14 protein-coding genes are annotated in these 19312 nt (G+C 72.4%); 6 read left to right on the forward strand and 8 right to left on the reverse strand.

What is annotated here, in order from left to right; translation table 11 throughout:
- Window positions 1–80: 80 nt before the first annotated feature.
- The 3 genes from ACWDGI_RS33975 to ACWDGI_RS33985 all read right to left on the reverse strand — a co-directional run bounded on the left by ACWDGI_RS33975 (window position 81) and on the right by ACWDGI_RS33985 (window position 4385).
- Entirely contained in the window at window positions 81–1817 is a 1737-nt protein-coding gene (locus ACWDGI_RS33975; RefSeq protein WP_450765694.1) for an LCP family glycopolymer transferase, read from the reverse strand.
- 242 nt (window positions 1818–2059) lie between these two features.
- Entirely contained in the window at window positions 2060–3184 is a 1125-nt protein-coding gene (locus ACWDGI_RS33980; protein WP_450765696.1) for an LCP family protein, read from the reverse strand.
- 445 nt (window positions 3185–3629) lie between these two features.
- Window positions 3630–4385, reverse strand: coding sequence for a TIGR03089 family protein (locus tag ACWDGI_RS33985; protein ID WP_450765698.1), 756 nt, complete (start codon window positions 4383–4385; stop codon window positions 3630–3632).
- 111 nt (window positions 4386–4496) lie between these two features.
- Between ACWDGI_RS33985 and ACWDGI_RS33990 the strand changes: the two genes are divergently transcribed.
- A complete protein-coding gene (locus ACWDGI_RS33990; protein ID WP_450765700.1) occupies window positions 4497–5885 on the forward strand; it encodes a peptidoglycan recognition protein family protein in 1389 nt (462 codons plus the stop codon).
- A gap of 163 nt (window positions 5886–6048) precedes the next feature.
- Window positions 6049–7131 (forward strand): sugar phosphate nucleotidyltransferase, encoded by a 1083-nt coding sequence (locus ACWDGI_RS33995; protein ID WP_450765702.1) that lies wholly within the window; start codon window positions 6049–6051, stop codon window positions 7129–7131.
- 246 nt (window positions 7132–7377) lie between these two features.
- Here the strand turns inward: ACWDGI_RS33995 and ACWDGI_RS34000 are convergent, their stop codons facing one another.
- The 4 genes from ACWDGI_RS34000 to ACWDGI_RS34015 all read right to left on the reverse strand — a co-directional run bounded on the left by ACWDGI_RS34000 (window position 7378) and on the right by ACWDGI_RS34015 (window position 11362).
- On the reverse strand, window positions 7378–8391 hold the full coding sequence (locus ACWDGI_RS34000) for a DNA-3-methyladenine glycosylase family protein (protein WP_450765704.1): 1014 nt from the start codon (window positions 8389–8391) through the stop codon (window positions 7378–7380).
- 140 nt (window positions 8392–8531) lie between these two features.
- A complete protein-coding gene (locus ACWDGI_RS34005) occupies window positions 8532–9878 on the reverse strand; it encodes a coenzyme F420-0:L-glutamate ligase (RefSeq protein ID WP_450765706.1) in 1347 nt (448 codons plus the stop codon).
- The gene (gene cofD, locus ACWDGI_RS34010; protein ID WP_450765708.1) at window positions 9875–10834 is read right to left on the reverse strand and encodes a 2-phospho-L-lactate transferase; all 960 of its coding nucleotides are present in this window, start codon (window positions 10832–10834) and stop codon (window positions 9875–9877) included. The genes ACWDGI_RS34005 and cofD overlap by 4 nt, the downstream gene beginning before the upstream one ends.
- A gap of 33 nt (window positions 10835–10867) precedes the next feature.
- Window positions 10868–11362, reverse strand: a complete 495-nt coding sequence (locus ACWDGI_RS34015) for a cysteine dioxygenase (RefSeq protein WP_450765710.1) — start codon at window positions 11360–11362, stop codon at window positions 10868–10870.
- Window positions 11363–11978: 616 nt separating this feature from the next.
- Between ACWDGI_RS34015 and ACWDGI_RS34020 the strand changes: the two genes are divergently transcribed.
- The 3 genes from ACWDGI_RS34020 (at window position 11979) to ACWDGI_RS34030 (ending at window position 17578) form a co-directional block, all read left to right on the forward strand.
- Window positions 11979–12242 carry a WhiB family transcriptional regulator gene (locus ACWDGI_RS34020; RefSeq protein WP_003975777.1) on the forward strand — a complete coding sequence of 88 codons (264 nt, stop codon included), beginning with the start codon at window positions 11979–11981 and terminating at the stop codon, window positions 12240–12242.
- Between the two features lie 183 nt (window positions 12243–12425).
- Window positions 12426–16091 carry a glycosyltransferase gene (locus ACWDGI_RS34025; protein WP_450765712.1) on the forward strand — a complete coding sequence of 1222 codons (3666 nt, stop codon included), beginning with the start codon at window positions 12426–12428 and terminating at the stop codon, window positions 16089–16091.
- A complete protein-coding gene (locus tag ACWDGI_RS34030) occupies window positions 16088–17578 on the forward strand; it encodes a DUF5719 family protein (protein WP_450765714.1) in 1491 nt (496 codons plus the stop codon). Before ACWDGI_RS34025 ends, ACWDGI_RS34030 begins: the two co-directional genes overlap by 4 nt.
- A gap of 57 nt (window positions 17579–17635) precedes the next feature.
- On the opposite strand, the gene ACWDGI_RS34035 is transcribed toward ACWDGI_RS34030, so the two are convergent.
- On the reverse strand, window positions 17636–18088 hold the full coding sequence (locus ACWDGI_RS34035) for a metallopeptidase family protein (RefSeq protein WP_450765758.1): 453 nt from the start codon (window positions 18086–18088) through the stop codon (window positions 17636–17638).
- 329 nt (window positions 18089–18417) lie between these two features.
- Between ACWDGI_RS34035 and ACWDGI_RS34040 the strand changes: the two genes are divergently transcribed.
- A complete protein-coding gene (locus ACWDGI_RS34040) occupies window positions 18418–18792 on the forward strand; it encodes a DUF3499 domain-containing protein (RefSeq protein ID WP_450765716.1) in 375 nt (124 codons plus the stop codon).
- Window positions 18793–19312: the final 520 nt, after the last annotated feature.

A 19312-nucleotide genomic window follows, 5' to 3' on the forward strand; every position in this document is an offset into this window, starting at 1 on the left:
GACCCATAGGGTTACCTGCTTATTCGCTGTGACTTGGTGTCATCGCGGAGCAACTCCCCGCTACCGCACGCCGGTTGCTGTTACTTGGCGCAGGTCACCTTGTCCGCGGTGGTCTTGCTGTCCACGTCCGGCGCCTTCGTCGGAGTGGTGAGGGACACCCCCGCCCCCTGGAAGTCCTTGCCCAGCGTCAGGGTCATCGCGGGCAGCCCCTGGGAGTTGGTCACGCTCTTGCCGGGCTTCAGCGCCGAGCCGGACAGCCCCATGAGCGAGGCCAGTTCGCGGGCCTGGGAGGCCTGGTCGGGACCGTACTCCAGGGTGGTCTTGGCGAGTTCGGCGGGCGCGTTGCCGGAGTTCTCCGACTTGAGGACGCCCTTGTCGTTCTGCAGCCAGCTGAGGGTCTCCTGGGCGCTGCCGGGCGGGGCCCCGCCGTTGAGGATCCGCACCCGCACCTCGGAGGCCGCCGACTTGGTGCCCTTGAGGCGGGCGGCCGCCGCGTCCTTGCTGGCCTGCGCCTGCTTCTTCTTGACCGCGGTGAAGGAGACGTCGTCCTTGATGGCCGCGAAGACCGGCGGGGCCTTCGTGTCGTTGAGCACCACGGTCGCCTTGACCTTCTCGGCCGGGTTGTCGACGACCGGGACGGTGGTGAAGGTCAGGTTCTTCGGGTTGAGCTTGCCGAGCTCCAGACCCAGGTCCTTCAGCTTGCCGATGCTGTCCAGCTGGGAGTCGACGGTCAGCGCCTTGGTGCCGACCTCGGCCAGCTTCAGCAGCTTGGTCGGGCTGCTGAGCGTCGAGTTGGAGCTGAGCTTGCGCATCAGCGCGCTCAGGAACTGCTGCTGGAGCTGGATCCGGCTGAGGTCACCGCCGAAGCCGACCGAGTGCCGGGTGCGCACGAACGCCAGCGCGGTCTCGCCGGAGATGTTGTGGGTGCCCTTGGACAGCTTCAGATGCGAGTCCGAGTCGTCGATGTCCTTGGCCAGACAGACGTCGACCCCGCCGACCGCGTCGGTCAGCGTCTTGACCGCGTTGAAGTCGGCCACCATGAAGTTGTCCGGCGTGATCCCGGTCAGCTCCGTCACCGTACGCACGGTGCAGCTGGCCGTACGGCCGTCCTGGCCCAGGCTGGTGTTGAAGCGGACGTCGGTGGTGCCCGGGATGACCTTCTGGGTGCCGTCGGCCTGCTCGGTCGGGCAGTCCGGGACGTCCACGATCAGGTCGCGCGGAATGCTCAACGCGGTCGCGTTGGAGCGGTCCTTGGAGATGTGCAGCAGGATGTTGGTGTCGGCGTGCCCGACGCTGCCCGTGTCGCCGTACCCCTCGTTGCCCTTGCCGGTGCGCTTGTCGGTGCCGATCACCAGCAGGTTGATCGCCTTGTCCTTGCTGAAGCCACCGGTGCTCGCGCCGTCGTCGGAGACGGACGTGATGTTGTCGTTGAGGTGCTTCACGTACAGATAGCCGGCGGCCGAGACGGCGACCAGGACGAAGGCCATCGAACCGCCGGTCCACAGCAGCACCTTCTTGGCCTTCGACTTCTTCTTCACCGGCCGACGGGAGCGCCGTCCGGCCGGCGGCTCGGGCTCGCCGCGCCGTCTGCGCTGCCCCGGAAGCTGCCCGGGCGCCTGCCCCGGAACATCCCGGCCCGCGGTCTTCCGCGGCGCGTCCGCACCGGGGCGCGACGACGTCGGTCGGCGCGGTCCGGGTACCGACGACTGCGGTGCGGAAGGCGTCAGTCGCAGTTCGTATTCGCCGGTGTTCGGATTGAGTACCCACTGGTCTGCGGGATCGATGTTGTCCGCCCGCCCACGGCCTTGCGCGTCCACGGTTGTCCGAATCCTCCGTCGGGGCCACGCGGCGCCTTCCCCCCATCAAGGCGCTCGGTCACGGTTAACGGTGCACGGCCCCAGGACGGACCTCGCGGCCGGGTGCACCGGAGGGCTCACACTATCCGTCCAGTTCAGCGTGGAGTGACGCCAGTGACAAATTCATCCTCCCTACAACCGGGCAATCCATCTCATTTAACTGACAACGAACGGCATGCAAGTTCGCCGCCTTGGCTGGTGCATTACCCGCAACTGTCCTCGGCGGCGGTGTTCCCGCGAAATCCGGGCGCTTCGGAGTTTTCGGAAGAGGAGGCGTTCTTCTTGGTGACCGGCACCGGTCTGTCGGCCCGCAGCAGCGCGAAAAGCGCGTCCGCCCTGCCCTCCACGAGCTGGTCACGATTGGAGTCGTACACGTACGGCTCCCTCGGAACGGTGAGGAACTGCACCTGTTCGGTGGGGATGTCACGCAGCCCGCGGACGAGCTGGTACAAACCGCGCAGACTGGCCAGTTCGGGGTCGGTGGTGAGCGCGGAGGTCGCCGCGTCCAGCAGCGGGTAGAGCTTCGCCGGGTTCAGCAGTACGTCACTGCCCCGCACCTTTTTGACCAGCGCGCCCAGGAACCGCTGCTGCCGCTCCATCCGCTCGGTGTCGCTGCCGTTGCCCAGCGACTTGCGCGCCCGGACGTACCCGAGCGCCTGCTCCCCGTCGAGGGTGACCCGGCCGGCGGGCAGCCGCAGTTTGGCCGCCTTGTCGTCGATCGGTTCCTTCAGGCACACCTGCACCCCGTCGACCGAGTCGACCATGTCCTTGAACCCGGTGAAGTCGACGACGACGTGATGGTCGATCCGGATGTCGGTGAGCTTCTCGACGGTACGGATGGTGCAGGCCGAACCCCCGATCTCGAACGCCGAGTTGAAGAGCGTGAACGAGGGCTCGCTGCGCCGGCCGTCGCCCCGCAGGCAGCTCGGCACGTGCACCATCAGGTCCCGGGGCAGGGACACGGCGGTGGCGCTGCGCCGGTCGGCGGCGAGGTGCAGCAGGATCGTGGTGTCGGACCGCTCGGTGCCCAGGTCCTTGCCGTAACGGCGGTTCCCGTCCCCGGCGCGGGTGTCCGACCCGATGAGGAGGATGTTCTGCGCGCCCCGCACCAGCGCGGTGGGGCGCTCCCGCTCGTAGCGCGCGAGCTCGGCGGCGGCCGCTTCGTCGGGGGTGATGTTGTCACTGAGCCGGTCGTAGAGCACCCAGCCGCAGGCGAGGGTGCCGGTGGCGAGCAGCCCCGCGACCACCGCCGCACCCCGAATCCAACGCCGCCGCCGACGCCGGGCAATCCCGTCCCCGGTCGCGGTGGCCCCTCCGGCATCGGTCACCCCTCCAGAGTGCCCGGGGGCGGGGACGGGGGCCCCCGATAACTACTCCACAAGAGTGAGCAGACCCACCCACCCGCACCCGGCCGGTGGGGACGTGGGGCCGCGCCAACTGCTTCACAGGGGCGAGCGGCCCCACTCAGGGCCGCGGGGAACGCCACGAAAACCCGCACCGGGCCGGTGGGGGCGTTGGGGCCGCGGCAACTGCTTTACGGGGCGAGCGGCCCCACTCAGGGCCGCGGGGAACACCACGAAAACCCGCACCGGGCCGGTGGGGGCGTTGGGGCCGCGCCAACTGCTTCACAAGGGCGAGCGGCCCCACTCAGGGGCGCGGGGAACTGCGCGAAAACCCCCACGGACCCGCACCCGGCGAACGGCCCCCGCCCCACGACGGCCTCACCGGCCCCCGGCCCGCGCTCGCGCCCGCGCCCGCACCCAGCGAACGGCCTCACCGAACCGTCGCGGTCACCCGCTCGCTCTCGATCCGCTTGGCGACGCCTTCCTCGCCCAGTTCCTCCAGATGCCGGCAGAGCACCACCGACCCCCCGACGGCGAGCGGCGCGTACAGCCCCGCGCTCAGCCCGTCCCACGTGTCGAACCCCAGCCCCGACAGCAGGCGCGACCCCGGCCCGGTCAGGTCCAGCCCCGGTGCGTCCCCGAGCGCCCGCTCCACCACCTCGGCCCCGCTCATCTCCGCACCGGCCACGATCAGCGCGGGCTCTTCCGGGTCGACGGGCGAGAACGGCGCGAACCGGTCCCCCTGGCTCGGCACCTCCACCGCGTAGTCGGCGAACCCGTCCGGGACCACCGGGAAACGACCGCCCAGCGGCCGTAGCGCGAGAGCGACCCGCTCGCCGCGGCAGGCCTGGGCCGCCTCCAGCGAGTCCGGCCCGCTCACCACCACGTCGGCCGCCGCCGGGTCCCCGGCCACGTCGGCGATCACGCCCACCGACGAACAGGCGAGCAGCCACACCGCCGTCTGCCAGTGCGCGGGCAGCAGCAGGGCCACCCGGTCACCCGGCTGGGCCGCGAGGTCGCCCTGGAGCAGGTTCGCCGTCTTGGCCACCCAATTGGCGAAGGTGGCCACGGACAATTCGACGCGTTCGCCCGTGGCGTCGTCGTAGAAGGTCACCAGGGGGCGTCCGGGATCCGCGGCGAGCGCGGAACGCAGCAGGTCGGCAGGGGTGCGATCGGTGGCGTTCACCCGGGCAAGCGTACGCCGCGGCCGGTGCTCGCACCGACCGGCGGGGCCACCGGTTCGGCGCAATCGTTCCCGACGGACCGTCAGTTCCGCAATGGACATATATGTCTGACTATGTTCAAGATCAGGGGCATGCGTGGATTCCTGACTTCCTCGATCGGCGTCACCTGCGCGGCGGCCCTCACCCTCCCCGCGGCCGTGCTGAACGTGCCGTCCGCGGCCGCCGCACCGGCGGAGCGGGCCACCACGACCACCGGCCGTGCCACCGGGACCGCGGCCCTCCCCGGCGGCACCCGGTCACTGCCCCTCGTCCCCCGCACCCGTGACCGCGTCCTCGGCCGGGCCCCCGAACAGGGCTTGTACCGCGACGACCTGGAGCACTTCTCGCTCGTCGGCGTCAGCTGGGACAACCCCGGAACCGAACTGCACGGCCTGGTCCAGGTCCGCACCCGGTCCGTCGAGACCGGCCGGTGGACGGGCTGGCAGGACGTCGACACGCACAACGCCGACCACGGCGCCGACCCGGACACGGCGGAGGCCGACTCCGGCCGTGTGCACGGCGGCACCGCGCCCCTGTGGGTGGGCGACTCGGACGGCGTCGACGTACGCGTGCGTGCCCAACTCGACGACGACCCCGGCCCACGCGGCAGCACCCCCACCGGCGGCGGGCGCGACCTGCTCCCGGCCGGCCTGCGCCTCGAACTCGTCGACCCCGGTGAGGAGGCCCCGCCCCAGGGCCCGCCGGCCGACGTCCCCCGCACCGGCACCGAGGCCGACGCGGCGGCGGCCGTCAACACCGACCTCGCGCCCTTCGGCGCCGCCGAGATCCCGGCACTGAACCGGCAGGAGACCGAGGACGAGCTGGCGGAGCTGACCGGCGTCCCGCGCGCGAAGCCGTACATCGGACCGCGTCCGAGGATCGTCACCCGCCGTGGCTGGGGCGCCGACGAGTCACTGCGCGAGAAGGGGTTCGTCTACACCGGGAAGGTCAAGGCGGCCTTCGTGCACCACACCGCCTCCGGTAATGGCTACAAGTGCTCCCAGGCCCCGTCCGTCATCCGCAGTATCTACCGCTACCACGTGGTGAGCATGGGCTGGCGCGACATCGGCTACAACTTCCTCGTCGACAAGTGCGGAACCGTCTACGAGGGCCGTGCCGGGGGAGTGGCGAAGTCCGTCCGGGGCGCGCACACCCTGGGCTTCAACAACAACAGCATGGGCATCGCGGTGATCGGCTCGTTCGGCGCGCACAAGCCGCCGGCCGCCGCCGTGACGGCCATCGCCAAGCTCACCGCGTGGAAGCTCGGGCTCTTCGGGGCCAATCCGAAGGGAAAGACATATCTGAAGTCCGGCGGTGGCAATCTCTACCCAAAGGGGAAGAACGTACGACTGAACGTGATCTCCGGCCATAGGGACGGGTACGCCACCGACTGTCCGGGCGCGAAGCTCTACGCCAGACTCGGCTCGGCCCGGACCAGCTCCGCGCACCTCCAGGGACGCTGAGCACGGGGCCGCGTTCAACGCCGTCGGGGGGGGCAGTCGGGGGAAACCGCACACCCATGCCGCGTGGCAGCGCGCGGCCGTCGAAGGCGCCGTCGCACGGTCTGCATACACTGGCCGGCCGACACAGAGTTCGGCCGGTCCCGGCAGGAAGCAGAGACGACAGGTGACAGAAGCGATCCTCCTGGTCGGCGGCAAAGGCACCCGGCTGCGCCCGCTCACGGTCCACACACCCAAGCCGATGGTCCCGGCGGCGGGCGTGCCGTTCCTCACGCACCAGCTGGCCAGAGCCAGAGCGGCGGGGGTGGACCACATCGTCCTCGCGACGAGCTACCTGGCGGAGGTCTTCGAGCCGTACTTCGGTGACGGCACGGCACTCGGCCTGCGCATCGAGTACGTCACCGAGGAGGAACCGCTCGGCACCGGCGGCGCCATCCGCAACGTGGCCGCCCGTCTGCACTCGGGCCCCGACGACCCGGTCCTGATCTTCAACGGCGACATCCTGACGGGCCTCGACATCAGGGCGCTCGTCGAGATGCACGAGACGACGGACGCCGATGTCTCGCTCCACCTCACCAAGGTCACGGACCCGCGCGCGTACGGTCTCGTCCCCACCGACGAGACGGGCCGGGTCCTCGCCTTCCTGGAGAAGCCGCAGACCCCGGAGGAGATCGTCACCGACCAGATCAACGCGGGGGCGTACGTCTTCCGCCGCTCGGTCATCGACACCATCCCGCAGGGCCGCCCGGTGTCGGTGGAGCGGGAGACCTTCCCCGAGCTGCTGTCGGCCGGTGCCCATCTCCAGGGCATGGTGGACTCCACGTACTGGCTGGACCTCGGCACCCCGGCGGCCTTCGTCCGCGGCTCGGCGGACCTGGTCCTGGGCCGCGCCCCGTCCCCGGCCGTCCCCGGCCGCTGCGGCGACCGCCTCATCCTGCCCACGGCACGGGTCGCGCCGGACGCGAAGCTGACGGGCGGCACGGTGGTGGGCGAGGGTGCGTTCGTCGCGGAGGGCGCGCGCGTCTTCGGCTCCACGATCCTGCCCGGCGCCGTGATCGAACCCGGCGCGGTCATCACCGACTCCCTGATCGGCGCCCGCGCCCGCGTCGGCGAACGTGCGGTCCTCACGGGCACGGTGATCGGCGACGGTGCGACCGTCGGCGCCGACAACGAGCTCAGGGAGGGCGCGCGGGTGTGGTGCGACGCGACGATCCCGGCGGGGGCGGTGCGGTTCTCCTCGGACCAGTAGGGCGTGGCTGAGCAGGTACGCCGACTGCGGGTGCGTGGGGGCTGGCCGCGCAGTTCCCCGCGCCCCTGACGGGGCGCTTCAGCCGCGGGCGTCTTGTCAGCTGACCCAGCCTGCGGCAGTCGTGCCGCTGGGGGCGATGGGGGTTCCCCCGCTCGAGCGAAGCCGAGAGTGGGGGAGGGCGGGCGCAGGCGGCACCCTGCGAGCGCCGGTAGCGACACCCCGCCCCCTGCCCCACCCACCCGCACGTCACAACCGGCCGATATCCCACCGCGGCATCTGCGGCACCCGCCGCTTCGGCACCTGCCCGCTCAGCAGGATCAGCCGAGCCGCCCGATGCCGCTGCCCCGCGTAGGGCTCCAGCAGCCGCAGCATCGCCTCGTCATCGGCATACCGGTCTCCGGCCAGCGCGAACCCCACGATCCCCGGCAGATGCAGGTCCCCGACCGTCACCGCGTCCGCCGCCCCGTGACTGCGCTGCACGGTCTCCGCGGACGTCCACGGCCCCACCCCCGGCACCAGTTCCAGCCGCGCCTGCGCGGCCTCCGCGGCCATCCCCACGGCCTGCTCCAGCCGCGCGGCGACCCGCACCGCCCGCAGAATCGTCGACGCCCGCTTGTTGTCGACGCCGGCCTTGTGCCACTCCCAGGAGGGAATCAGCGCCCAGGTCCGCGGCGCCGGCATCACCCACATCGGCCGCTCGCCCACCCCGGCGGGTCCTGGTGCCCGCTCCCCGAACCCGCGCACCAGCAGTCGCCAGGCCCGGTACGCCTCGTCGGTGGTGACCTTCTGCTCCAGGACCGAGGGGATCAGCGACTCCAGCACCAGCCCGGTCCGTGTCAGCCGCAACCCCGGCCGCCGGTGCCGGGCAGCGGCGAGAACCCGGTGCCGGGGCACGAAGAGGGACGGGTCGTCGGCGGAGCCGAGCATCTCCGGCAGCTGCTCCAGCAGCCACTCGGCACCGGCTCCCCAGGCCTCCCCGCGCACCTCACCGCCGTACACGGCGACCCGCAGCGTCCCGGGCCCGGCAGGCGTGAGACTGGCCCGCCACACGGACCCGTCGGAGGTGGCCCGAAACGTCGGATCCCCGGGCCCGCGCCGGAGCGGTCCCAGCACAAGCCCGAGATCAAGAGCCCCGGCCGGCTTCCAGACCCGAACCCGGCCGGGCGCCGTCGCCTGCCGAGGAACACCTGCTCCGGGCACAACGACATGCCCACCCCGCACACTTGTACGCGTGGGTTTCGGAGCAAACCGACCAGCCACTCAAAAGATCCTAGGCCTCAAGCGCCCCTAGGGGGCGCGGGGCGTGTCCGATATGCGGCTACCGCCGCGTGGGCGCGATCAACCCCACAACATGCACTCGCCGGTGAACCGGTGGACCCCGAACCGAAGGCGGCAAAAGTTCACCGCACCTCGATAAAGTCCCCGACCTCCCTCGGCGCCCTCTCCTTCGGCTCCGCCGCCGCCTTCCCCACAGCCACCGCCCCCATCGGATCCCATCCCGCCGGAAGCGCCAGCACATCCCGCACCACGTCCCGGCAGAACATCGTCGACGACACCCATGCCGACCCCAGCTGCTCCCCGGCCAGCGCGACCAGGAAGTTCTGCACGCCCGCCCCCGCCGCGACCACGAACATCTCCCGCTCGGCCGTGTCCCGCCGCGCGTCTCCGTACGTGTGCGACCCGTCCATCACCAGACAGGGCACCACCAGATACGGCGCGTTCCGCAGCACGTCCCCGCGCCGTACCCGCTTGGCGATGGACTCCTCGGACCTGCCGTCCTTTCGCAGGTCGGCGATCCACGCGTCCCGCATCGCGTCCAGCAGGCGGACGCGTGACTCCTCGGACTCCAGCAGCACGAACCGCCACGGCGTCGTGTGATGCGGTGCCGGTGCCGTCACGGCCGCGGCGACCGCCCGCCGTACCGTCCCGGGGTCGACGGGGTCGGCGGTGAACGCCCGCACCGTCCGCCGCAGCGCCACCGCTTCCCGGACCGCCTCGGACGTGCCGAGCCGGAACATGTCACTGGCCGCGTCCCGGATCAGCGCCCGTGCGCCCTCGCCCTCGTCCTCCGTCTCGGCCACGACGTGCGCGAGCCCGCGCACCACGGCCACCGGCAGGCCCGTCGCCTTGCCCTTGACCAGATCACCGGCGGCGGCCAGCTCGTCGGCCGTCGCGACGACCGTCGCGACCAGCGGGTTGCCGTGCGCGTCCACGCCCCCGCGCAGATCGTCCAGCACCCGCACCCCGGCGGCGCCGATGGTCACGTCCGTGAGCCCCGCGCGCCAGGGGCGCCCGAAGGTGTCGGTGACGACGACTCCGACGTTGACGCCGAGGGTGTCACGCAGCCCCGCGCGGATCGCGCGGGCGGACGCGTCGGGGTCCTCGGGCAGCAGCAGCACGGTCCCGGCCGGGGTGTTGGAGGCGTCCACCCCGGCCGCCGCCATCACCAGGCCCTGCCGGTTCTCCACGATCCGCAGGGCTCCGCGCCGGGCCACCACCCGCACGGTCTCGGCGTCGATCGCGGCCTCGCGGTCGGTCGCCTCGACGAGCCGCCCCTCCGCCTTGGAGACGATCTTCGACGTGACGATCACCACGTCACCGTCGGCGAGCCCCGGTGCGGCCGCGGCGATCAGCTTGGCCAGGTCGTCGCCCTGCTGCACCTCGGGGAGCCCGGCCAGGGCCCACACCCGGTACCCGGGCACCGCGTCCCCGGACGGGTCGGTCGCGTCGTCGATCGCGTCGGTCATACCCCGCGCACCTCCTCGGCGAGCGCCAGCGCCTCCCGCGCCATCTGCGCGGTCGCGTCCAGGTCGGTCATCATCAGGGGTACGGCCCGGCAGCGGATGCCGGCCGCCTCCACGCGCGCGATGGCGCCCGCGTCCACGGTGTCGACGAGCCAGCCGTCCAGCAGCCCCGAGCCGTAGTGCTCGGCGACCGCCGCCGCCGTCGACTCCACGCCCACCGCCGCGAGCACCTTGTCGGCCATCCCGCGCACCGGCGCGTCCCCGACGATGGGGGACAGGCCCACCACCGGCACCCCGGCGTTCGCGATCGCCTCCCGGACGCCGGGCACCGCGAGGATCGTGCCGACGGAGACCACCGGGTTGGACGGCGGGAAGAGGATCACGTCCGCTTCCGAGATGGCCTCCAGGACGCCCGGGGCCGGCTTGGACTGCTCGGCGCCGACCGGCACCACCGCCACGGCGGGCACCGACGCCCGCAGCCGTACCCAGTACTCCTGGAAGTGCACCGCCTTGCGCTCGCCGTCGACCTCGACCGCCACATGGGTCTCGACCCGGTCGTCGGTCATCGGGATGAGCCGCACGCCCGGCTTCCAGCGGTCGCACAGCGCCTCGGTCACCGCGCTCAGCGGGTAGCCGGCGCCCAGCATCTGGGTACGCACGATGTGCGTCGCGAAGTCCCGGTCGCCCAGACCGAACCAGTCGGGCCCCACCCCGTAGGCGGCGAGTTCCTCCTTGAGGTGGAAGGTCTCGTCGGTCCGCCCCCAGCCCTGTTCCTCGTTGATGCCGCCGCCGAGGGTGTACATCACCGTGTCGAGGTCCGGGCAGACCTTCAGCCCGAAGAGGTGGATGTCGTCCCCGGTGTTGCCGATGACGGTCACCTCGGCGTCCGGCACGGCCTGCTTGAGACCGCGCAGGAACCGGGCACCGCCGATACCGCCTGCCAGAACCACAATGCGCATGCGCCAAGTCTTGCAGGCGGCTCCGACAACGCGTCACGCAGTCACGGGTCGCGCCTCGCAGCTCTGCGCCGTGTGCATCGGCATCTCGGTGAGGCCCGGGTAGTAGACGTGCAGGCTCACCGCCGGCTCCAGCGCGTCGTTCACCACCTCGTGCACGTACCCCGGCGCGAACACCCGTTGTGCGCCGGCGGACAGCGCGCGCGTGCCGCGCCCGGTGTGCTCGGTGAGCGTGCCCTCCAGGACGGTCAGCACCCCGGACGAGCGGCCGTGGTCGTGCGACCCGCTGCCCTGACCGGGCACCCAGGACAGCAACCACACCTCGTAGCCGGGGCCGGTGCGCAGCCGGTGGTACCAGCGCGTGGTCGCGTCGTACCGCACGAGGTGCTCCCACTGCGCGCGGTCGGCGGCGATCGCGCGGGCCAGGCCGGCGAACTCGGCCACGGTGGCCGGGTGCTCGCGCGGGGGCTGCAGCAGGTGGGGGACCTCGAGGATGTCGCCGGCGATCTGCAGGTCGTTGTCGCTGTTCATGGGGTGCGGTGGTTCCTCAGTGAAGAAGGTCAGCGGGGAACGAGATGCGAAAACCGAGTCCTGGGGACCCGGTCTGCAGCTGGAGCGGTGGGATACGGCTACGGCTCAACAGCTGGAACAGCAACAGCTACAGCGAGCGCGGGCAGCACCGTGGGACCCGGCGGTGCGGGTCGAGGTGGATGCCAAGTTCGCGAGCATGCCCACTAGGACATCGGTTCACACCCGCAGTGTCAACTCGACGCCCGGTATGTGGGACATGTTTCACCTCATCCGGTTCATCTCTCTGCCGAAAGGTTTGTTCAGCAGGTACCCGGGACACATGGCGCACAACCGGGCGCGTGTGTCACTGCGGAACGCGATCGAACATCTGGGCGTCCTTCTCCGTACAAGGCCTGTATGGGGTCGGGGGCCCTCATGGGCTTCGTCTGCGTGTCAAGGTTTATGCCGATTTGAACACTTTCCGCATGGCCTTGGTTCCGCAGAGTGAATAACGGGCCCAATAGCAGATCTCGGCTTGACTCGCCCGGAGCAGCACACTTGTAATTTCACTCGTGTCGTTCAGCCGAAATCGGTAACGGCCAGGCACGGGGACGTGAAAGACAGACGAGGGGCGCACATGACCGAGCTGGTGCAGCAACTGCTGGTCGACGACGCGGACGAGGAACTCGGCTGGCAGGAGCGCGCGCTGTGCGCCCAGACCGACCCCGAGTCCTTCTTTCCCGAGAAGGGCGGCTCCACCAGAGAGGCCAAGAAGGTCTGCCTCGCCTGCGAGGTGCGGTCCGAGTGCCTCGAGTACGCCCTCGCCAACGACGAGCGGTTCGGGATCTGGGGCGGACTGTCCGAGCGCGAGCGGCGCCGTCTCAAGAAGGCCGCCGTCTGAAGCGGGCGTCCGCCCCTCGCACCCGACCGAGCTGCGCGAACGGCCCGTCGCCCGTGGGTTGTCCACAGGGGGCGGGCCGTCGACATGCCCAGCCGATAGTGTGGGCGCTCGTCCGAGACGCCTCGCCGCCACCAGCGGGCGCTGGAGTCCACCGCAGTCCATCGAACCGGGGCCCGTACCTCGATGTCCGTCCACAGCCACCAGGCAGCCCAGGCAACAACTGCCACAGCGGGGTTCGACCCGACCCGCCCGCCCGAGTTCCCGCGTCATGTGGTGACCGCGGTGCTCGTCTCCCACGACGGCGCCCGCTGGCTGCCCGACGCGCTCGCCGGGCTGCTCGGCCAGGAGCGCCCCGCCCAGTACGCGGTGGCGGCCGACACCGGCAGCGCGGACGACTCCGCCCGGCTGCTCACCGAGTCCCTCGGCGACGCCAACGTCGTGCACCTCGCCCGCCGCACCGGCTTCGGCCAGGCCGTCGAGGAGGCGAGCCGCACCGCGCCCGTCCTCACCCCGGACGACCTGCCGTACCTGAAGCGGCCCAGCGGCTGGGACCCGGTCACCCGCCAGTGGCGCGACGACGCCTACGACATGCCCGAACTGCCGTACGGCGAACCCGTCCAGTGGCTGTGGCTGCTGCACGACGACAGCGCCCCGGAACCCGACGCCCTGGCCCAGCTGCTCCGGGTCGTCGACAACGAGCTGGAGCTGGGCCGCGACGACGTGGCGATCGTCGGCCCCAAGCTGCGCGGCTGGTACGACCGCCGGCAGCTGCTGGAGGTCGGCGTCACCATCGCCAACTCCGGCCGCCGCTGGACCGGCCTGGACCGCCGCGAGCAGGACCAGGGCCAGCACGACCACGTCCGGCCCGTGCTCTCCGTCTCCACCGCCGGCATGCTGATCCGCCGCGACGTCTTCGAGGAACTCGGCGGCTTCGACCGCCGGCTCCCCCTGATGCGCGACGACGTCGACCTGTGCTGGCGCGCGCACACGGCGGGCCACCGCGTCCTGATCGCCCCCGAGGCGGTCGTACGGCACGCCGAGGCCGCCTCCCGCGAGCGCCGCGCCGTCGACTGCGCGGGCCGCACCGCCGCGTCCCCGCACAAGGTCGACAAGGCCGGCGCCGTCTACACCCTGCTCGTCAACTCCCGCACGACCGCACTGCCCTGGATCCTGCTGCGGCTGGTCCTCGGCACCCTGCTGCGCACGGTCGCCAACCTCGTCGGCAAGGTCCCCGGCCAGGCCCTCGACGAGATCCGCGGCCTGCTGGGCACCCTGCTGCGCCCCGAGCGGATCATCGCCGGGCGGCGCAGGCGCGGCCCCTCCCAGCTAGACAAGGGCGAACTGCGCCCGCTGTTCCCGCCGCCCGGCGCGACCGTGCGGGCCACCGTCGAGCAGGTCGCGGGCAACTTCTTCGGCGCCGACGACGAACTGTCCGCGGCCGGCCGGCACGGCAGCGCGGTCGAGTCCGGGCCCGGCGGCGACGACGCCGACTTCCTGGAGATCGAGCAGTTCGCCCGCCTCAAGCGCATCGCCCGCAAACCCGGCCCGGTGCTCTTCCTGGTGCTGCTGCTGTTCTCGCTGGTCGCCTGCCGCGCACTGCTCGGCAGCGGCGCGCTCGCGGGCGGCGCCCTGCTGCCCGCCCCGGGCACCTCCGGCGAGCTGTGGTCCCGCTACCTGGACTCCTGGCACGCGGTCGGCGCCGGCGGCACCCCGGCCGCCCCGCCGTATCTCGCCCTCGTCGCCTCACTGGCCGCCCTGCTGTTCGGCTCGACCGGGCTCGCCGTGACCGCGCTGCTGGTCGCCTCGGTGCCGCTGGCCGGGTTCACCGCCTACTTCGCCTCCCGGCCGCTGGTCACCTCGCGCCTGCTGCGCGCCTGGGCGGCCATCGCCTACGCCTTCCTGCCCGCCGCCACCGGCGCGCTCGCGGGCGGCCGTATCGGCACCGCCGTGCTCGCCGTCCTGCTGCCGCTGATCGCCCGCGCGGGCATCGCCGCCAGCGGCCTCACCAACACCTCGGGCGGCCGCGGCAGCTGGCGTGCCACCTGGGCGTACGCGCTGCTGCTGACCATCACCACCGCGTTCACGCCGATCGTCTGGCCGATCGCCCTGGTCCTCGGTGTCGTCGTGCTCGCCGTGCGCCGCTCCGACCTGGTCGCCTCCGGCCTGCGGCTGCTGACCCAGCTCGGCACCCCGCTGCTGGTCCTCGCCCCCTGGTCGCTGACGCTGCTGCCGTTCGGCTTCTTCAAGGAGGCCGGGCTGGAGTACGGCGCCTCGGCCGCCTCCGCCCTCGACCTGCTCGGCGCCAGCCCGGGCGGCCCCGGCACGGTCGACGGGCTGATGCTCATCGGCATCGTCCTGGCCGCACTGGCCGCCCTGATGCGCTCCGAGCGCCAGTCGGCCGTCCGCGCCGCCTGGGCGGTCGCCCTGGTCGGCCTGGTCTTCGCGGTCCTGTCCAACAAGTCCGCCTGGGCGGGCCCGGCGACCCTCGTCTACGGCATCGCGATCGTCTCCGCCGCCGCGCTCGGCGCCGACGGGGCACGCTCCCGTGTGGCCGAGCAGAGCTTCGGCTGGCGCCAGCCGGTGGCCGCGCTGATCGCCTTCGCCTCGGCCGCCGGCCCGCTGCTCCTGGCGGCCGGCTGGATGATCGCGGGCGCCGACGGCCCGGTCGAACGGCGCGACGCCACCCAGGTGCCCGCCTTCGTCGCCGAGGACAGCTCCACCACCGACCAGGTCCGCACCCTGGTCCTCGACAGCGACAGCACCGCGCGCGTGGACTACATGCTGGTGCGCGGCTCCGGCGCCCGCATGGGAGACGCCGAGGTGACCGCCGCCGACGGCGAGAACGCCACGCTCGACAAGGTCGTCGCCAACCTGGTCGCCGGCTCCGGCGCCGACCAGGCCGACCAGCTCGGCGGGTTCGCGGTGCGCTACGTCCTCGTCCACAAGGGCACCCCGCGTGACATCACGCGCGTGCTGGACGCGACGCCCGGCCTGTCCCGCCTCAGCCAGCAGAACGGCAGCGCCCTGTGGCGCGTCGACCAGCAGGTCTCCCGCGCGACCATCGTCTCCGCGAAGGGCTCGGGCACCCCCGCCTCCGTCGCCGCCGGACCCGTCGACATCCACACCACCGTCCCGACCGGCTCCGACGGCCGCATCCTGCGCCTGGCCGACTCGGCCGCACCCGGCTGGACGGCCACCCTGGACGGCAAGCCGCTGACCCGCACCACGGTCGACGGCTGGGCCCAGGGCTTCGAACTCCCCTCCTCCGGCGGGAAGCTGGACGTCACCTACGACACCCCGTTCACCCACACCGTCTGGCTGTGGGTCCAGGGCGCGCTCGCCGTCGTCCTGGTCGTCCTCGCCCTGCCCGGCCGCCGCCGTGACGTCGACGACGACCTCCCCGAGGAGCAGCCGATCCCGGCCCAGCCCGTCGAGGGCGAGGGCCGCCGCGCCCGCCGCCTGCGCGCCCAGGCGGAGTCCGAGGAGGAGGCGACCACGGAGGAGGGCGCCGACTTCCCGGCCGCCGGGGAGGAGCAACCCCCGGTCGCGGTCCCGCAGCAGCCGTCCTACGACGAATGGGACCCCGCGTCCTACCCGGCGGCCGACGGCTACCAGCCCGGCTACGCCGACCAGTACCAGGACACCGGTCAGTACCAGACGACCGGCTACGACCAGCAGACCTACGACCCGTACCAGACCGGCCAGTACGACCCGTACGCCTACGGCGGACAGCAGGGGCAGCCGGCGTACGACCCGACGTACCAGCAGGGCTACGACCCCGCCTATGACCCGGCCGCCCAGCACCACCAGGGCACCGGCGGCGAGCACCACGACGGGAGCCAGCAGTGAACCGCACCACCCTGTCCCTGTTCGCCGGTACGGCCGCCCTCGCTGCGGTCACCGGGTTCGCCGCGCTCAACCCGCCTGCCGCCGCGCCCGCGCACACCGCCGAGGCGGCCGCCCAGCTGCCCGTGGAGCGCACCACCCTGCTGTGCCCGGCCCCGAGCCTGTCCGACATCGCCGACACCTCGTACACCTCGTTCACGCCCGTCACCAAGGGCACCACGAGCGACGGCAAGGCCGAACTCCAGGCGGCCACCGAGCAGTCGGCGGACGGGACGAGCGGCAAGAAGAAGAAGGCGTCCAAGCCCGTCCTCACCCCGAAGGCGCCCGGCACCCCGGCCACCGGGGACACCTCCGGCGCCGACGGACCCGCCTACGTCGGCACCGCCGAGGGCAGGTACGCCCCCGGCTGGACCGTGCAGGAGACCACCGAGGTCGCGGCAGGCACCGGGCGCGGCCTCCAGGGGGTCAACTGCGGCTCCGCCGACACCGACTTCTGGTTCCCGGGCGCCAGCACTGCCTCCGGCCGCACCGACTACGTCCACCTCACCAACCCCGACGACAGCGCCGCCGTGGTCGACATCGAGCTGTACGGCAAGGACGGCCAGCTCAAGTCCTCGGTGGGGGAGGGCATCACGGTCGCGCCGCACGCCGGCGAGCCGGTCCTGCTGTCCACGCTCACCGACGAGAAGCAGACCGACCTGACCGTGCACGTGAACGTGCGCAGCGGGCGGGTCGGCGCGAGTGTGCAGGCCCTGGACGACAAGACCGGCGGCGACTGGCTGGCCGCCTCCGCCGACCCCGCGGGCAGTCTGGTGCTGCCGGGCATCCCCAAGGACGCCACGGACGTCCGGCTGATCGCCTTCACCGACGGCGACTCCGACGCCGACCTGAAGGTGCGCCTGGCCTCCCCGGACGGCCTGATCACCCCGGCCGGCAACGAGACGCTGCACGTGAAGGCGGGCATGACCACCGCCGCCGACCTCGGCGACGTCACCCGCGGCGAGGCGGGTTCGCTGGTCCTCACGCCCACCGACCAGTCCGTCCCGGTGGTGGCCGCGCTGCGCGTCACCCGCGGCAAGAGCGGCAAGCAGGAGACCGCGTACATCCCGGCGACCGCGCCGGTCGGCACCCGCGCGACGTCCGCCGACAACAGCGGCAAGGGCACCACCCTCTCCCTGACCGCCCCCACCGGTACCGCCAAGGTCAAGGTCACGGCGTCGGCGGGCAGCGGCGGCGGCACGGCGGTGTCCAAGACGTTCACCATCAAGTCCGGCACCACGCAGGACGTCGAGGCCCCGGTCCCGTCCGGCGGGAAGGGCACCTACGCGCTGACCGTGGAGCCGATCTCCGGTGGCCCGGTCTACGGCGCCCGCACCCTGGCCGCCACCGAGAACGGCATCCCGGGCTTCACGATCCAGACCCTCCCCGACGACCGCGGCACGGTGGCCGTACCGGAAGCGGACCAGGACGTGTCGGTGCTGCAGAAGTAGGCCATGCCGGCCTTGCCGGCAGCCCCTGCCGGCAGGCCGCGCCGGAGGGACCCCCGCTCACTCCTCGCCGTAGCGGGGGTCCACCGTCTCCGGGGTGAGCCCGAGCAGCTCGGCGACCTGCTCCACGACGACCTCGTGCACCAGCGCGGCCCGCTCGTCGCGGCCCTTGGTGCGGATCTCGACCGGCCGCCGGTACACGACCACACGCGCCCGGCGTCCCTCGCGCGCGGGAATGATCCCGCCCAGCGGCACCGTCTCGTCGCTCCAGCTCTCGTCGTGCCGGTCCTGGAGCCGGGGCACCTCGAGGACCAGGAAATCGATGTCGGCGAGCTGGGGCCAGCGCCGCTCCAGGCGTTCCACGGAGTCCTGCACCAGATCCGCGAACACGTCGGCGCGGCTCGCGGCCAGCGGCACCTGAGGTGGTGCGATCGGCCCGCGCATGCCCCGACCGTGGCGATCGCGTCGACGGGGCCCGGGGCCGGCGGCACGGGGCGGTACACGGTTGTCCATCACTGGTGAAGCGTAGTCCTCGCGGGCTCCGGGCGCGCCGCTCCACGCCTCCGGACCGTCCTGGGTGACATGTCGGAGGATGACCATTCCAGCCAAGGTTGGGCTCGTTTCCGTATCTCCACAAGACCGGCGAGCTCAAGGCATTTGACGGTGTTTGTACCGACCTATGACCGGATGCGGCCCCGTCCGGGATCCGGGACAGGGCTGTCCGCGCAGGTCAGCGGGGCGTGTCCGGAGGGGTGTGTGGGGCGTCTCACAACCCGACACGGTGGAGTGACCTGGGGGAGAGTCGTCGCGGCCCGCTCAAGAGTGCGGTACCGTCCAACGTCGTGAGCCCTGTACGTCGCTGTTCGCGAACCGCCTGCGGCCGACCCGCCGTCGCGACGCTGACGTACGTCTACGCCGACTCGACCGCGGTCCTCGGCCCGCTCGCCACCTACGCCGAACCCCACTGCTACGACCTGTGCGCCGAGCACTCCGAGCGCCTCACCGCCCCGCGCGGCTGGGAGGTCGTCCGGCTCATCGACGGCTCCGCCCCGGCCCGTCCCAGCGGGGACGACCTGGAAGCGCTCGCCAACGCGGTGCGCGAGGCGGCCCGCCCCCAGGAGCGGGCGGCCGAGGCGGGCGGCGGCGGGCGCGGCGCGGACCCGATGGAGGTCGCACGACGCGGCCACCTGCGGGTGCTTCGGTCACCGGACAACTGAGCCGTCCCTCGCAGCCGCCCCGGGGTTCCCTCCCGCTGCGCCTCTCGTTCGGTTCTCCCCGTTGCCCTTGAGGGGTTCTCCCCGTTCCCCCCGTTCGGTTCTCCCCGTTGCCCCTCGACGGGCTCTCCCCGTTTCCCTCGTTCGGTTCTCCCACTCCGCCTTGTCGGGTGATGCGGGCGCATTGACGTGCCCTCGCCCTCGCTGTCGCTGTCGCTGTCGCTGTCGCTGTCGCGGAGGCGGCGGCCATTCCATGGGGCCCAGTGCCGCACAGGGCGCCGCGTTCGGCCTGTCGCCTCCCGGACAGGCGGCCACCGTCGGCCAGTTGGTGGCGGCCGCCGGTGCGAGCCCCGGCTGTGCGGGACTGACCGTGTTCGATCGCGATGGATCGTCTGGGATCGCGCGGGACCGCCGTGGATCGCCGCAGATCACGGCCCGGTGTCGGCTGGCGGCCCGCCGGTGGATCCCGCGTCCGAGCCCTACCCCCGGGCAGGTAGTTTGGGGCGACCGATAGGACTTCAGG

It is taken from the genome of Streptomyces sp. NPDC001220 (assembly GCF_053597895.1).

Excerpts from the sequence above, each read along its gene's own strand:
- ACWDGI_RS33990 (WP_450765700.1), top strand. The coding sequence starts at position 4,497 with ATGTTCAAGATCAGGGGCATGCGTGGATTCCTGACTTCCTCGATCGGC.
- ACWDGI_RS34005 (WP_450765706.1), bottom strand. The coding sequence starts at position 9,878 with ATGACCGACGCGATCGACGACGCGACCGACCCGTCCGGGGACGCGGTG.
- cofD (WP_450765708.1), bottom strand. The coding sequence starts at position 10,834 with ATGCGCATTGTGGTTCTGGCAGGCGGTATCGGCGGTGCCCGGTTCCTG.
- ACWDGI_RS34015 (WP_450765710.1), bottom strand. The coding sequence starts at position 11,362 with ATGAACAGCGACAACGACCTGCAGATCGCCGGCGACATCCTCGAGGTC.
- ACWDGI_RS34020 (WP_003975777.1), top strand. The coding sequence starts at position 11,979 with ATGACCGAGCTGGTGCAGCAACTGCTGGTCGACGACGCGGACGAGGAA.
- ACWDGI_RS34025 (WP_450765712.1), top strand. The coding sequence starts at position 12,426 with ATGTCCGTCCACAGCCACCAGGCAGCCCAGGCAACAACTGCCACAGCG.
- ACWDGI_RS34035 (WP_450765758.1), bottom strand. The coding sequence starts at position 18,088 with ATGGACAACCGTGTACCGCCCCGTGCCGCCGGCCCCGGGCCCCGTCGA.